Below are 15,066 nucleotides of genomic sequence, written 5' to 3' on the forward strand. Positions count from 1 at the left end.
AACCTGACAAAGGTATAAGGACAGGCACATTCCTGTCGATGCCATTCTTTCACATCAGAGGACTCCGCAAATATAATTATGCCTATTTTTGCAGGCGATGAGAAAAAAGCCTTACCATTATTACCTGATTCACCTGCAGTTTTTAGGATTTCGCTACCATGGCTGGATGAAGCAACCTGAGGTTAAGACTGTCCAGGGAATGGTGGATCGCACCCTCGCCTTTATCTTCGGACATGAGGATTTTAAGACCCTTGGCGCCAGCCGTACCGATGCAGGCGTTTCGGCCAATGAGGCCGCCCTGGAGCTCTTCGTGCGGGAACCCCTGGAGCCTGAGGAGCTGTTAGCACAGCTTAACCTGAATCTCCCAAATGATATCCGAGCCATGGGTATTGAAGCGGTAGACAGGCATTTCAATATCATTCAACACCCGAAGGTAAAGGAGTATACCTATCTCTTCAGTTATGGAGAAAAGAACCACCCATTCTGTGCCCCTTTTATGGTATACATGCGCGAACCGCTGGACATTCCGCTGATGAAGAAAGGAGCAAAGCTTTTTGAGGGCACCCACAATTTTAAGCGCTATTGCATAAAACCAGGGGAAAACACTGTTTTTGAGCGGGAGATTCTTCATAGCGTAATTCGTGAAAATGACCTCCACACCGCCAGCTTCTTTCCCAAAGAAAGCTTTGTTTACTATGTCCACGGAAAGGGGTTTCTGCGCCACCAGGTTCGCCTGATGATGGGCGCTCTTTTTGCACTGGGAAAAGGAAACCTCAGCTTAGCCGAGATAGAGGGATCGCTCAAAGGTAAGGAAGACGGCCCGATTGCCTTTATGGCTCCCCAAACCGGGCTGACGTTAAATAAAATGAGTTTTGAAGATGGTGCAGAATCATGATTAGAATTGTTTCTACCTTCGACTCTAGCTTTTCAATTATGCTAAAGATTTTACATACAACGATTTCCCTTTTCAAACAGTAGCCACAGGAGGCTTAGATGGGTAATTCCCGGCAAATTCTATCTGGCTCTCCGAAGTACCCGATACCCCTGTTCCTTCTCCGGCCCTTTAGGCTCCTTTACTACTGCCGTACAAAACATTTTGCCCGAACATCCCTTATTTAAGAGGTACATTGCTACTGTTAGCCTGAACGGCAGACCCAGTAAGTGGAAGTGTGTTTCCATTCCCCTGGCCGCTTTTCACCTTTCATGCAAAACCTGTTGCCTAATTTCCTATCTTTAAACCATGGCTACTCAATCAGATAGTAAAAGACTTAGTACAGCACCCGTTTTCCTAACCGCCATTTCCACCATTCTTGGCGCCATTATGTTCCTGCGCTTTGGTTATGCAGTAGGTCATGTGGGTTTCGTTGGTACGCTTGCCATTGTTCTTATCGGGCACCTGGTAACCATTCCTACTGCAATGGCCATTGCCGAAATTGCTACCAATCAAAAAGTAGAAGGCGGTGGAGAATATTATATCATTTCCCGCTCATTCGGCCTGAATATTGGCGCCTCTATCGGTATTGCCCTCTATTTCTCTCAGGCCATAAGTGTAGCCTTTTATATCATTGCCTTCTCCCAGGCCTTTGAGCCTGTTTTTGATTTTATTCTTAAAGAGTATGGAATACTGGTGTACGATTATCGCATCGTAAGTATACCGGCCACCCTCCTGCTCATTTTAATTGTTACCACAAAAGGAGCCGATCTGGGCCTGAAGGTGTTATATATCGTCGTGGCTATCCTTTTCCTTTCCCTCATTCTCTTCTTTGCCGGCAGCACAGATTTTGCAGGTTCCACAGAAAGCTTTGAACTGGGCAAGACCGTTGCGCAGCCCGATAACTTCTTTTACGTTTTTGCCATTTGCTTCCCTGCTTTTACGGGTATGACAGCCGGTGTTGGCCTTTCCGGCGACCTGAAAGATCCTAAAAAATCCATTCCACTAGGGACCCTTGGCGCCACTATCGCAGGAATGTTTATTTATTTCTTTATTGTATATAAACTTTACATTTCAGCCAGCGCCGAAGATTTGGCCAACGACCAGCTCATTATGAGCGAGATTGCCCTTTGGGGTCCTATCATTCCTATTGGTCTGGCAGCGGCAACTATTTCTTCTGCTCTTGGCTCCATTCTCGTGGCCCCGCGAACGTTACAGGCACTTGCCGGCGATAAAATATTTCCTGCCGATGGCTTTAACAGCTGGTTATCAAAAGGAAAAGGCAGTAACAATGAACCATTTAATGCCACCCTCATCACCTCTGTTATTGCGCTTCTCTTTGTTAGTATTGGCGATGTTAACTTTGTGGCGGAGATTATTTCCATGTTTTTTATGGTTACTTATGGAGCCATTTGTATGATTTCCTTTCTGGAACATTTTGCCGCCGATCCTTCCTACAGGCCTTCCTTTAAATCAAAATGGTACCTCTCTCTTATGGGAGCTGTTCTTTGTATATGGCTGATGTTTAAGATGAACCCAACTTATGCCATTATCTCTATCTTCTTCATGGTCCTGATCTTTATTGGCCTTACCCGCACCCGGGAAGATAAAAAAGGAATGTCGGTTATTTTCCAGGGAGTTATTTTTCAGCTAAGCCGGCAAATGCAGGTTTTCCTTCAGAAAGCAGATAAAGATACGGACCGTGGGCACTGGCGGCCATCGGTTATTTGTATTTCAGGCAGCACATTCAACAGTTTTGCGGCCTTTGATCTGCTCCGCTGGATTTCCTATAAATATGGTTTTGGCACCTACATTCACCGAATAGACGGCTACCTCTCTACAGAAACTCATATGGAGTCAAAAGAAGCCATGAACCGCCTTATCCAGATTTCGGAATATTCAAAAAGTAACGTCTATCTTGATACCCTTATCAGCCCCTCCTACACCTCTGCCATTGCCCAGGTTATTCAGTTGCCAGGGGTTTCCGGAAAAGAAAACAACATGATCCTGTTTGAGTACTCCAAGCATAAGCCGGAAGGCCTGCAGGACATCGTCGATAATTTTCAGCTTGTTAAATCGACGGATTTCGACATCTGCATCCTGGCCAGCTCCGACCGTAAATTTGGCATTAAAAAGGAAATCAATATCTGGATAACCTCAAAGGATTATGCCAATGCCAACCTCATGATCCTGATGGCTTATATTATTCTCGGGCATCCTGAGTGGAAAAAGGGTAGCATCAAGATTTTTGTGATATCATCAGAAGAGGAAATTGAGACTCAGCGCGAAAAGCTTTTATCGATGATCAATTCAGGCAGACTGCCGATTTCCCGCAGCAATATTCAGTTTATCCTGCAGGAAATAGATAAAGACCCCCGTTCCATCATCAATAAAGAATCGAAAGATGCTGACCTTACCATTATTGGCTTCCGTGAAGAACTGATCCGGCACAAAGAGACAGACGTATTCGATGGCTACGATGGTGTTGGCGATGTCCTGTTCATGAATACCAGTAAGGAAAAAATGATTGTTTAGGGAACATCATAATGTGGGAAAACTATCCTGCATGCTGCCCTGAAAAATGAATGAATCAGCTCCTGAAAAAAATATTGCCCCTGGTCGGGCTTTATTCTTCCAGGGGCGATGCTTTACTCTAAGTCAGCTGAATTCCGGAGAATGGTAAACTCTACCCGCCGGTTAACCTGCCGGCTTTCATCACTGTCGTTCACTACTTCGGGTTTACTTTCGCCATAGCCTTTCGCTGTTATCCGCTCTCCCTCAATCCATTTTCCCATTAAATAAGAGCGAACGGCTTCTGCCCTGCCCTGCGAGAGCCTCGCATTATACTCCTCGCTCCCCTTATCATCCGTGTGGCCGCCAATCTCAATGGAAAGGCCTTCATTTTGTTCCATTAGCTCAGCCACCTTATCCAGCTCCGGAAAAGACTCGGGCCTGAGGGTTGTTTTATCGAAGTCAAAGAAAATGTTATTGAGTCTGACAGACAGGCCCACCTCAAGCTTTTTAAGGAAAATAGTCCGGTATACACTCAGGTCAATGGTGGTAGGTTCCACCAGGAAACTATCGATGCCGGCAAGATAACCCTCGGCATTTACCTGCAGCTGATAAGCACCGGGGCCAGGCAGTTCCGTCGAAAAGTAAGCATCCTCTGCTGCACTCTCCACTCTTTCGATCACCTCCTCTTTTTGAACCACACGAATGGCTGCCCCCGGAATCTCCTCTCCTGTTTTCTCATTCAATATACGTCCGGCCAGGCTGATTTTCACTTTCTTCTCTGGAATTCTCTGCAGAGTGAACAGGTCCAGGTGGCCACCATCGGCCGACATATAGGCACGGGTAGTAAAAACAAGCGTATCGGCATTGCCCACGGCATAATAGGCGTCAAAACCGCCGGTATTAACCGGTGCACCTATGTTTTGTGGATCCGACCATTGCTGCCAGCTGTTATCCTTTCGAATTGTTTTATAGATATCCATGCCGCCAAAGCCGCCGGGGCGGTTACTGGCAAAGAAAAGGGTTCGGTTATCTGGGGCCAGGTAAGGACCAAATTCATCCTGCCGTGAATTCAGGGCTGTAATTAACTCAGGGCGACTCCAGTTTCCATTTCCCTCCGGGAAGCTAACATAGAGGTCGCTGTAGGCTGCGGCTTCCGTTTCGCTGAAATAAAGCAGCAGGGCTGAAGCATCAAGTGCCAGAAAAGCGCCGTTGAAACGCCCTTTACACATTTTTTCAAAGCCATCGATACGAAGCTCTTCCGGCTTCTGCCACTGTCCGTTGCTTTTTCTACAAAGAGAAAAGCCTAAGGCATCCTTCCGGTTCCCTCCGCGCACGAGTAGCGTCTGCCCATCGGGAGATACACTCAGCACCTGATTAAACTGGTTTTGGTTGAGCGGCTGCGGCATGTGTTGAGACGGCCCCCATTGCCCTGTAGAATCCAGTTCGCTAAACCAGATATCCTGGCTGCCTTTGCCCCTCGTATTTTCGGGGTGATCATTAACCGTAAAATAAAGAGTTTTTCCATCGGGCGACAACACAGGAGCAGAGTCATGATACTGTGTATTTACTTTCCTGCTCAGGCTTACCAGCTCAAATTTTTCTTTTCTCTCTTCCGCTGTATCACCGATGGTTTGGGCGCTTAACAGCCCCGCATGGATACTAAAAATACCAGCGCAAATGATTCTTAAACCTACTCCTGTTTTCATCTATACACCTTTTCGCATCAAATAAATGTAAATGTAGGAAGTGAGGTGGTCGCTTGCTGCCGATTTTGTTCTTAAAGCTTACCCGAGAGCCAGAATGGTAAAAACGATTAATCACTGCCTTATTTTTGCCCTGTTCATACATTGACGGCATTTAAATGAGTCAACCGTAACTGCAACACTGCACGAAAAAATACAATCAAGGAAGAATCTTACCTTTCCCATTCTTTTTAGCTTCATCATCTTTCTTCATTCACCCTACTTGGTACAGGAGAAAAGGAAGGAATTTTTGTTTATTTACAATGGCATTTTTTATCTTACTTTCTCTGTCCTACTCCTAAAAAAATTTCTACATGAAAAGCCTTTTTACCTCTTGCATCATCCTCCTCATTCTTACCAGCTGCAGTAGTGAGAAAAATGAGGTAGTATATACCCTTCCGGAAAATGCCATGGAAAAGCTCGCGGGTAAAGAATCGAAAACCTGGAAGCTGGCAAAGCGCACCAATGGTGGGGTTCGGGTTAATATGGGAGACTGCACCCTTGCCTACCGGCAAACATTTAGCACCAATCAGGAGGTGAGTGATAATAATAGCCAAAACAATAACTGCGGCCCATCTATAACAGGAAAATGGAATTTTAGTGTAGGACGCAATGGGCAGGCTTACCTTGCCATTTCCAGCGATATTATTCCCACTTTATTTCAAGTAAAAGAGGGGAGCAATACCAAGTATTTTAAAATAACAGCTCTAAGCGACAGCTTGCTCATCTACCATTTTCCGCACCAGCTATTCAGCAATAAAACCACTATCATTGAAGATGTGCTTATTCCTGAGGATGCACCAGATGGAGGCAGGAACTTCCATTGGTAAGCTTTTTCCTGTACCTTCGCATTCTGTTTAATGCTCCTGCCAGCTAACATTAAACTGGTGCGGCTGTTTTGCCTGGTGAAAATATGCTAACAAGTAATCCGGAAGGGGCGGCTATTCGATTGGAAAACAGCTATGGCCGTATTCTGTTCTTCATTGTTTTTTCACAGTTTGCCTGTACCTCTCTCTGGTTTGCAGGCAATGCTATTATGCAGGACCTTGTTCGGGATTTACATCTTCCGGCAGCCGCCCTGGGCCATATTACCTCCGCTGTACAGTTTGGGTTTATTGTTGGTACCCTTTCTTTTGCCTTACTGGCTATTGCCGACCGCTTTTCTCCCTCCAAAGTATTCTTCGTCTCTGCCCTTGCTGCGGCTTTACTGAATGCTGGTTTACTTTTGGGAAAGCAAAACCTCCTTTCCCTGCTTTTTTTCCGCTTCGGAACCGGCTTCTTTCTGGCTGGTATTTACCCAATAGGAATGAAGATAGCTGCCGACTATCATGAAAGAGGCCTGGGAAAAGCCCTTGGCTACCTGGTGGGGGCACTGGTACTTGGCACTGCCTTTCCCCATCTCTTAAAAGCGGCCACTCAAGGCCTTCCATGGCTGTATGTCATCTCCCTTACCTCCCTTTTTGCCATCGCCGGAGGTTTCATTATCCTAATGTTGGTACCTGATGGCCCATTTAGAAAAAAGGGAGGTACCATTAAGCTGAAGGCCTTTCCTCAAACCTTCCGCAACAAAGCATTTCGAGCGGCTGCTTTTGGCTATTTCGGCCATATGTGGGAGTTGTATGCTTTCTGGGCTTACCTTCCACTTATACTGGCTACTTATGTACAGTTACACCCGGAGCATCATTTTCCTGTATCCTTCCTTTCATTCCTGCTCATTGGCATCGGGGGGCTTTCATGCATTATCGGTGGCTTTCTTTCCCAGCTGTTGGGCAGCAAAAAGGTGGCCTTTTGGGCTTTACTAGCCTCGGGCCTCTGTTGCTTATTTTCACCTCTTGCTTTCTTTTTGCCTGTTGCATTCTTTCTGGCCTTTCTTTTTTTCTGGGGGATGGTGGTAACGGCAGATTCGCCGCAGTTCTCCACCCTTGTAGCTCAGCATGCTCCGCCGGAATTTAAAGGGACTGCCCTTACGGCTGTTAACTGTATTGGCTTTTCCATTACCATTGTGAGTATACAGCTGATTGGTTTACTGCTAAAATACTTCCCGCCTACGCTGGCATACACCACGCTGAGTGTGGGGCCGTTGCTCGGAGTTTATGCTTTGGTTTTGAGCGCAGGATTCAGAAAGAGGTAAGAGCAGTAGGTTTAACCCTTTTCCCTGATAATGCGAATTTGCATGCTTACTACAGAATGAAAATTGATAAAAGCAAAGAGTATTCCTTTTCTTAGCAGAAGGTCTTTTATTAAGCCGGGCAGGGGAAAAACTTTTATTTGAATCACAAAATAAGGTATCCGCATTTTAATGGGAAGGTAAAAAAGGAAGCTTGTTTTGCGGAGCATTTCCCCTAACTTAGAGCCCTACCCAAATCAGATGAACGCATGAATTTCGACCTGAACGTAAGCGAGAGGAAGGAGATATGGAATTTCCTGCTGGAAGAACTGGAAAACTACTATGCCCATACCCATGAAAGGCAGGTAGCCCCGGAATTAAATACCCAAGGTATCCGGAAACATGCACAAAAATATTCTTTTGAGCAGGTGGTGCCATCCATTCAGGCACTACAGCATGTGCTGGAAGGTTTGGAGCAATATGCTGTTCACACTCCCCATCCCAGCTATTTCGGACTGTTTAACCCCAGGGCTAATTTTCCTTCTATCCTGGCCGATTTGATCAGCGCTACCTATAATCCTCAAATGGCCGCCTGGAGCCATTCTCCTTTTGCTGCCGAGGTGGAAACTTACCTCCTGCAGGAATTTGGCAGGCGCTTTGGCTTTCCTCAGGACTCGATCGACGGCGTATTTACCAGCGGGGGAGCCGAAGCCAACCTTACGGCCCTTATTTCTGCACTGAACCAGCAATTCCCCGACTATGCACAAACGGGATTAAGGGGCCTGGCAGGTCAGCCTCTGTTGTATTGCACCACCGAAACCCATCACTCCATTGTAAAAGCTGCCCGCACCACCGGGTTGGGAATGGCGGCTGTACGTTCCATCCCTGTAAATCAGCAGCAACAAATGCGGATGGATAAGTTAGAAGAACAGCTGATTAAAGATACCGCTGAAGGGCATCAGCCTTTCTTACTGGTTGTTACTGCCGGTGCTACCGGTACAGGAGCCATCGATGATTTACCCCGGGCAGCAAATCTTGCACGAAAATATAATCTTTGGCTGCATGTAGACGCCGCCTATGGGGGTGCAGCCGTTCTGGAGCCGGGACTTGCTCCTCTACTCTCAGGTATAGAAGCAGCCGATTCCATCACCTTCGATGCGCATAAATGGCTGTCTGTACCCATGGCCGCCGGCATGTTCCTGACCCGGCACCGGCACATCCTCGACCGTAGTTTCCGCACCCTGGCAGATTATATGCCCAAGGAAGCGGGTCAGCTGGAAATTGTGGATCCTTTTACCCACTCCCTACAATGGTCCCGCCGTTTTATAGGTTTAAAGGTGTACCTTTCCCTCCTTTTTTTTGGCTGGGAAGGCTACAGCCAGGTAATCCGTCACCAAACCGAGATGGGTAACTTATTAAAAAAGCAGCTAAAAAACAGTGGCTGGAAGCTTTACAATTATACTGATTTTCCTATTGCCTGCTTTACCGACCCGGCTTATGAAAAGAATGCAGACTTTGCCGCAGAAATCAACCGGCAGGTAGTCCAGTCCGGAAAAGCCTGGATATCGATATACCAAACCGGAGAAGTACAAGCCCTCCGGGCCTGTATTACTAATTATGCCACCACAGAGAAAGAAGTCACCGACCTGGTGGAACTACTGAATCAATGCCGGAAGAATTGGCAGAAGTAATGAGTGTTGCTTATCAATTTATACTGCCTGCAACAGTTATGGGCTTTTCTGGAGTATCCTTTTCCTGCCGGCTTAGGTTTCCCTCTAAAAAGAACTGCGCTCCATCTGCCTCTAAATTTCCTTCCATGAAGAATTAAATGAGCTTCAACTTACTCCTCTCTGCACTTTTCCCAAAAATAAAAGTGCAGAGAGAGGTTTTAGCAGCTCTTTCATCCTCTCCTTTCTCCTGCCACTTTCCATGCTAAGGCTCCTACTACAAGCAGGGAAAGGGAGCTGATAACGAGCAAACTTCCCTTATCGAGCGGCACACTGGCGCCGGCGCCATTAAGTGCTTTTACCATGCCTAACAGTCCCAGACAGAGGGTACAGAAAATAACCATTAGCAGCAGAATATTATTCAGAATGGAAGCTTTGTGCTGCCCCATCAGCTGATGGTCGTTCAATAAAATGAAGAGGTAAATACTCAACCATGGCAGCAGGAAGCCATTCAGCGCCTGGGCCAGAATAATCATGGGAATTGGCTTAATTCCAGAGGCCCCGAAAAGCAGTCCACATACAATTACTACTCCCCATACCAGCCGGTACTTCCACCCTCTTTCCTGCCATTCAGGTGCTGTTCCTGCTACACTTTTAGCTGTTATGGCCGCTGCCAGAGGGGCCGTTAAAGCAGAGGAAAAGCCTGCCGCAAAAAGACCAAAGGCAAAAAGAGCCGCAAAGCCCCTTCCTGCCCCGGCCTCCATATGCCGGGCCATGGCTTCAAAGCTGAACAGCCCCTCCAAGCCTGCGCCGGTAATCAGCACTGCTCCGGAAATAAAACCTCCCAATACAACAGCCACACCCAAGCCCCAGCGCATTTGCTTCAGACTTTGTGTATGCCCGATTCCTGAGCCTAAAAAAAGATTATAAGGAACGATAGTGGTTCCGACAAGACCCAACAGCAGCAATTCACTGCCGGCAGGAAAATTGGGCTGTACCATATTTAAGGCGATTTCCGGAAAGGAAAAGCTTTGCTGACTGGCCGTAAGCACAAAAGCCACTCCCATCAACGCTACCACTCCTCCCAGCACCTTAGCAATTAGTTTGTTCCTTCCCATAAATAAAAAGACTGCAGCCAGCAGGGACAGGAAAACTGCAGGCCAGGCCGGGGAAACATCCAGCAACAGGCCGATTCCGGAAACCGCTCCCAAAATGTTACCTGCCTGATAAGCCATGCCCCCGATAATAATGGCTCCGGCAATAAACAATTTTACATATGCTGCCCCTCCATAGCGCCGGGCAATCGCCTCCCCCAAACTCAGGCCGCTAACGAGGCGGATACGCGCAGCAGCCTCCTGCAAAAGCAGACAGGCTAAGGTAGAAAAGGCCAATCCCCATAAGAGGTCCAATCGATAAGCCGCCCCCGCACTGGCAGCCGTTGTTACAGTACCCGGTCCAATAAAAGCTGCTGAAATAACCGACCAGAACAGGATATTGGTTAAGCTGGTGGTAAAAGCCTCTTTTTTAGTCATATTACTTTTTTTCAGGCAGCCCGTAACCACCTCCACCAGGGGTTTCCATGACCACTGCATCGCCGGCAGCCATATCGGCACCGTCAATACCTTGGAGTTCTTCGCAGCTGCCATTGGCCCGCAGGATATACTGCCGCCCAACGGCACCTTCCCCGCCACCATCCGCACCATAAGGAGCTACCTGCCTGTGCTGGGTAAGAACAGATAACTGAACGGCTTCCTTAAAGCGAATCTGCCGATAAATGCCATTTCCGCCCGCCCATTTCCCTTTGCCACCAGACCCCTTGCGGATCTTAAAAGCTTCCAGTTGAACTGGGTAACGGAACTCCAATATCTCCGGGTCGGTAATACGGGTATTGGTCATGTGCTGATGGACGGAATCTGCACCTTTAAAGCCAGGTCCGGCACCGCTGCCCCCTCCTATCGTTTCATAATAGCCAAAGTGTTCATTTCCGAAAAGCAGGTTATTCATGCTGCCATGGCTACAGGCCGAAACGCCAAAGGCTTTCAGCATCAGGTCGGTCAGGCGCTGACTGATTTCAGTGTTCCCCCCCACCACGGCCGGGCATTTTTCTGCTGGCTGTTGAAAGTCGGGGTTTAGCATGCTCCCGGCAGGAATATTAACCTGCACCCCCTCCATGAGCCCTTCATTGAGAGGAATTTCTTTGTCCAGCAAGAGGCGCAGACTATACATGATGACACTATTTACAATGGCCGGGTTAACGTTCAGGTTGGCCGGGTGAACATCAGCACTACCTGCAAAGTCAATCTCCACTCCCTCGGGCTGAATGTTGATGGCTACCTTAAGCGGGCTGCCATCATCGAGCAGTTCAGTTGCCGAATAGTTCCCATAGCCAAACCCTTTCAATGCCTTGTGCAGGCTTTCGTGGGCATAGGTACACAGGGCCTGCATATAATGCAGCACTTCTTCTCTGCCATACTGCTTAGCCATGGATAGCAAGGCGACCCTGCCTGCTTCATTTGCTGCCAGAGCCGCCTTTAAATCTGCCAGGTTTTCTGATATTGCCCGGCTGGGATAGGGAGCTTCCCTTAGCAGGCGCTCCACCACTTCCCATTGAGGTACACCTTCTTTTATCAGGTAAGTTGGCGGAATCACCACCCCTTCTTCTATCAGGCTCTTTGCATCGGGCGGCATACTGCCCGGTCGGGTTCCTCCGATTTCGGCATGATGGGCCCGGTTCGCGACATAGCCCAGCAAATTTTCTGCTGCATCGAATACCCCTGAAATCATGGTTATATCCGGCAGATGAGAGCCGCCAAAGGCCGGGTGGTTGGTTATCAGCACATCTCCCGGACGAATGGCATACTGCTCCTTTACCAGACGAGTACAAACTCCGAGACTGCCAAGGTGCACCGGAATGTGGGGAGCATTGGTCACCAGGTAACCATTCGGATCCATCAGCGCACAGGAGAAGTCGAGACGTTCCTTTACATTAACAGAGAAGGCAGTACGCTCGAGCAGGCTACCCATTTCTTCAGCTATCCCTGTAAAACGGTTGGTAAATAATTCGAGCTGTACAGCCTCAGAAGTAATGGAGGTATTATCCTCTTCTTTCGTCCCCTGCTGTTCCAGAACCGCCGAGCGATCGGGATAAATCTGCAGTTCCCACTTTGGTTCTACCAAAATACTGGTAAAGTCAGAAAGTAACAAGGCTGGCCCTGCTATGGTAGCTCCGGCGGCCTGCTCATCCCATTCATACACCGGCACTTTTTGCCAGCCTCCTCCTACCCAGCAGGCATGGTGTTGAGTGGTCTCCGCACGATGGGCTTCCATTTTCTCCCCGGGAGAGAAGGGTTCAGGAGAGCGGCTGGCGAGGGTCAGCTGAACAGATTCCAGCTCTATTTCCTTATCGTCGAGCCAATGCCCGTACAGGTGACGATACTTTTCCTTAAAAGCTTCCTGAAGATTATTTCCGCGGCCATATTCTACTTCTATACTGCTGTCCTGTCCCTTAAAGCGCAGAAAGATTTTTTGTTCTTTCACCTCCATTTCCTCTTCCAAAATCTTCTCCAATAAAAGCGCCTGGCGAGCTTCTGCCGCAACTTCCTTCATTAGTAGATCCAGATTACCTACCTCCAGTAATGGCTTCAGCACCTGCCGCATTGCAGTTCGTTCGATAACCGCCTGATGGATGCCACTGGCACTTAAAATACTGGCATCGTAAGGCACAATCACTTTTTGCATGCCTAACAAGCCGGCAATGGCACAAACATGCTGTCCCCCCGCACCCCCGAAGCCCATAAGGGCATATTCCTTCGGATCATAGCCCCGTCGCACAGATATACTCCGGATAGCTTCGGCCATTTTCTCATTGGCAATCTGTAACAAGCCTGCCATAATTTCTTCGTCCGCCACTTCCCCATGGGAGTTTAACTCCTGTTTGAGTTGCTCAAAAGCCCGGCGGGCCTTCTCCTGATGCAGTGGAATATGAAACCGGCCCGGGTAAATATGCCCTAAGAGCAGGTTTACATCTGTAACCGTTAAAGGCCCCCCAGAGCCATAGCAGGCCGGGCCGGGGTAAGCCCCTGCACTTTCAGGCCCCACCATCAGTTTTAGTCCATCGGTATGGCATACTGAGCCCCCGCCGGCAGCCACCGTTTCAATAGCGACTGCTTTACTTTGGAGGCGCGCCTCTCCTACCTGCAGTTCATAATGAAAACTAAAAGCCTGGTCATATCTGGCCACATCGGTACTGGTCCCGCCCATATCGAGCGTAAGTACCTTTTCTTCTCCCAGTTGCCGCGCGGCCTGTGCGGCCCCCACTACTCCCCCGGCCGGACCACTCAACAAGCTATCCTTTGGCTGAAAAAAGGCAGCGCTCACCAAGGCTCCCGCACTGGTCATTATTTTAAAATCTGCTCCCGACCGGCCAGACCCCGGATGGCCGGGCCCTGGTTGGCCGGACCCCGACAGCCCCTGCTGCACTTCTTCTGTGTACTTAAAAATGACTGGTGAGAGATAGGCATTAACGACGGCCGTTTCGGTGCGGTGAAGGTATTTAATGGCTGGAGAAAGCTCCGCAGAAACAGAAATAAAAGTAACTCCCGCATCCTGTAAAGCCCTTTTTAGTTGCTGTTCGTGCTGTTGATTTTTATAGCTATGCATCAGAGAAATAGCAACTGCCTCTACCTTTAAGGCCTTCACCTCTCCTATCAGTCGGTTGATTTCATCGGCACTTAAGGCCTGCTCCACTTCCCCCGCGGCATTGAGCCTTTCCTCTACTTCCAGCACATGCTGGCCCAATGGTTTACGTTTTTGAATATTCAGGGCAAAAAGCTTCGGCCGGCGCTGGTCGCCTATCAAGAGTAAGTCGCCAAAACCTTTGGTCACCAAGAGCGCTATGCGAGCGCCTTTTCCTTCCAGTAATGCATTAGTTCCTTTGGTAGAGCCAAGGCGCATCTGAAGAGGGGGAAAAGGCTGGCCTAAGGGAGTTCCGGTAAGGAGACGGGCAGCCAGCACAGGCGCTTCTTCGAAAGCACTGATTTCTACTGTATCGCCAACCTTTAAGTTGAATGATGGCTTCTCCTGAATTGTTAGGCGTCCACTTTGCGGATTAAGGGCTTCAATTTTTACGGTAGCTGCCGGGGCTCCGGCTTTCCAGAGGGAAAAGCCTTTAAAGAGCGGCTGCCTTAGCCATTCCGCCGACAGGGTATATTGGGTTTCGGAAATTTTTTCTTTTATAGTGGCTTTGAGGCTTCCGTTGCTCAGTACTTTGGCTCGGTGGGTATTTCCATCCGGATCCAGCGCAAGGCAATCGGTAAAAGTACCGCCGGTATCGGCTGCTATTTTCCAGTGCATAGGGTTTTGCTTTTTCTGCATGAGCCTTGAAGTTAAGTATTAGCACAGGAAGGTGCAATTTCAGGCGGATCCATATTAGTATACCAGGCAAAAGTTTATTAAATGGAGGCAATTCCTGCTCAAGGAGCCTTACTTTTTTCTGAACACCAGCTTTTCGCTTTTTCCTTTCGGTGGGGATTTCCTATGCAAAACCTCCCCTTATTAGCTTGGGTGCAAATATGCGGCGTAAGGTAAACTATACCACAACCACCGCTCTGGGAAGGCCGGACTGGGACCTGCTGTAAAGGGAGCAGGTTCCTTTTAAAAAAGCAAAAGGCACCCAGCTGCTGCCTGGATGCCTGATGAATAATAATTTATGTCTGTTAATCAGTCAGTAAACTCAACTATAAAAGCACTCACCGTAACCGTCTTTTTAAAATAAACCGGAAAGATCATAGCGTAATGTTCCTCTGTAGTTTCATTGATGATCGCCCTTGCTGTGCCTACCAATTCAGCATTGCTTAACATATTCGCTTTTGCATTGGCGATAAGGGCCTCATCTGACAGACCTCCTATTCCAAAAATATAGGTTGCATCTGCCTTGCCTATTACTTTTTCAACCACCACAAAGTTTCTCCTGCTTAGTTCTACCTCTGTGGTATGGTTATTTAGGTTAGCAACCCTTGCCATATGGTAGCCACAGCCAGATAGTAGTGCAGTGGCGAAAATTGTAATTAATAGTGCTTTGAATCTTCTCATTATTAGGATTTTAAA

General features: G+C 48.1%; 9 protein-coding genes. 5 read left to right on the plus strand and 4 right to left on the minus strand.

The features are described 5' to 3' along the window. The first annotated feature begins 97 nt into the window (after nucleotides 1-97). Both F752_RS0114490 and F752_RS0114495 read left to right on the plus strand, forming a co-directional pair. Nucleotides 98-895: a tRNA pseudouridine synthase A gene (locus F752_RS0114490; RefSeq protein ID WP_017732464.1), complete on the plus strand. Its 798-nt coding sequence runs from the start codon at nucleotides 98-100 to the stop codon at nucleotides 893-895. 345 nt (nucleotides 896-1,240) lie between these two features. Then, complete coding sequence (locus F752_RS0114495) at nucleotides 1,241-3,466, plus strand: amino acid permease (RefSeq protein ID WP_017732465.1); 2,226 nt, start codon at nucleotides 1,241-1,243, stop codon at nucleotides 3,464-3,466. A 113-nt stretch (nucleotides 3,467-3,579) separates the two neighbouring features. Here the strand turns inward: F752_RS0114495 and F752_RS0114500 are convergent, their stop codons facing one another. After that, nucleotides 3,580-5,151 (minus strand): OmpA family protein, encoded by a 1,572-nt coding sequence (locus F752_RS0114500; protein ID WP_017732466.1) that lies wholly within the window; start codon nucleotides 5,149-5,151, stop codon nucleotides 3,580-3,582. Between the two features lie 350 nt (nucleotides 5,152-5,501). Here F752_RS0114500 and F752_RS0114505 point away from each other — a divergent pair, with 350 nt between their 5' ends. From F752_RS0114505 to F752_RS0114520, 3 genes are all read left to right on the plus strand, one after another. Then, complete coding sequence (locus tag F752_RS0114505) at nucleotides 5,502-6,017, plus strand: lipocalin family protein (RefSeq protein ID WP_017732467.1); 516 nt, start codon at nucleotides 5,502-5,504, stop codon at nucleotides 6,015-6,017. Nucleotides 6,018-6,100: 83 nt separating this feature from the next. Next, a complete protein-coding gene (locus F752_RS0114510) occupies nucleotides 6,101-7,318 on the plus strand; it encodes an MFS transporter (RefSeq protein WP_017732468.1) in 1,218 nt (405 codons plus the stop codon). A gap of 245 nt (nucleotides 7,319-7,563) precedes the next feature. Next, nucleotides 7,564-8,985: a pyridoxal phosphate-dependent decarboxylase family protein gene (locus F752_RS0114520; protein WP_017732470.1), complete on the plus strand. Its 1,422-nt coding sequence runs from the start codon at nucleotides 7,564-7,566 to the stop codon at nucleotides 8,983-8,985. A 209-nt stretch (nucleotides 8,986-9,194) separates the two neighbouring features. On the opposite strand, the gene F752_RS0114530 is transcribed toward F752_RS0114520, so the two are convergent. The 3 genes from F752_RS0114530 to F752_RS0114540 all read right to left on the minus strand — a co-directional run bounded on the left by F752_RS0114530 (nucleotide 9,195) and on the right by F752_RS0114540 (nucleotide 15,051). After that, nucleotides 9,195-10,493 (minus strand): NRAMP family divalent metal transporter, encoded by a 1,299-nt coding sequence (locus F752_RS0114530; protein WP_017732472.1) that lies wholly within the window; start codon nucleotides 10,491-10,493, stop codon nucleotides 9,195-9,197. 1 nt (nucleotide 10,494) lies between these two features. Further along, a complete protein-coding gene (locus F752_RS0114535) occupies nucleotides 10,495-14,334 on the minus strand; it encodes a hydantoinase B/oxoprolinase family protein (RefSeq protein WP_017732473.1) in 3,840 nt (1,279 codons plus the stop codon). A gap of 345 nt (nucleotides 14,335-14,679) precedes the next feature. Beyond that, the gene (locus F752_RS0114540; RefSeq protein WP_017732474.1) at nucleotides 14,680-15,051 is read right to left on the minus strand and encodes a DUF6567 family protein; all 372 of its coding nucleotides are present in this window, start codon (nucleotides 15,049-15,051) and stop codon (nucleotides 14,680-14,682) included. Nucleotides 15,052-15,066 lie beyond the last annotated feature (15 nt).

It is taken from the genome of Nafulsella turpanensis ZLM-10, assembly GCF_000346615.1.
GTDB classification, from domain to species: domain Bacteria; phylum Bacteroidota; class Bacteroidia; order Cytophagales; family Cyclobacteriaceae; genus Nafulsella; species Nafulsella turpanensis.

Excerpts from the sequence above, each read along its gene's own strand:
- F752_RS0114490 (WP_017732464.1), top strand. The coding sequence starts at position 98 with ATGAGAAAAAAGCCTTACCATTATTACCTGATTCACCTGCAGTTTTTA.
- F752_RS0114495 (WP_017732465.1), top strand. The coding sequence starts at position 1,241 with ATGGCTACTCAATCAGATAGTAAAAGACTTAGTACAGCACCCGTTTTC.
- F752_RS0114500 (WP_017732466.1), bottom strand. The coding sequence starts at position 5,151 with ATGAAAACAGGAGTAGGTTTAAGAATCATTTGCGCTGGTATTTTTAGT.
- F752_RS0114505 (WP_017732467.1), top strand. The coding sequence starts at position 5,502 with ATGAAAAGCCTTTTTACCTCTTGCATCATCCTCCTCATTCTTACCAGC.
- F752_RS0114510 (WP_017732468.1), top strand. The coding sequence starts at position 6,101 with ATGCTAACAAGTAATCCGGAAGGGGCGGCTATTCGATTGGAAAACAGC.
- F752_RS0114520 (WP_017732470.1), top strand. The coding sequence starts at position 7,564 with ATGAATTTCGACCTGAACGTAAGCGAGAGGAAGGAGATATGGAATTTC.
- F752_RS0114530 (WP_017732472.1), bottom strand. The coding sequence starts at position 10,493 with ATGACTAAAAAAGAGGCTTTTACCACCAGCTTAACCAATATCCTGTTC.
- F752_RS0114535 (WP_017732473.1), bottom strand. The coding sequence starts at position 14,334 with ATGCAGAAAAAGCAAAACCCTATGCACTGGAAAATAGCAGCCGATACC.
- F752_RS0114540 (WP_017732474.1), bottom strand. The coding sequence starts at position 15,051 with ATGAGAAGATTCAAAGCACTATTAATTACAATTTTCGCCACTGCACTA.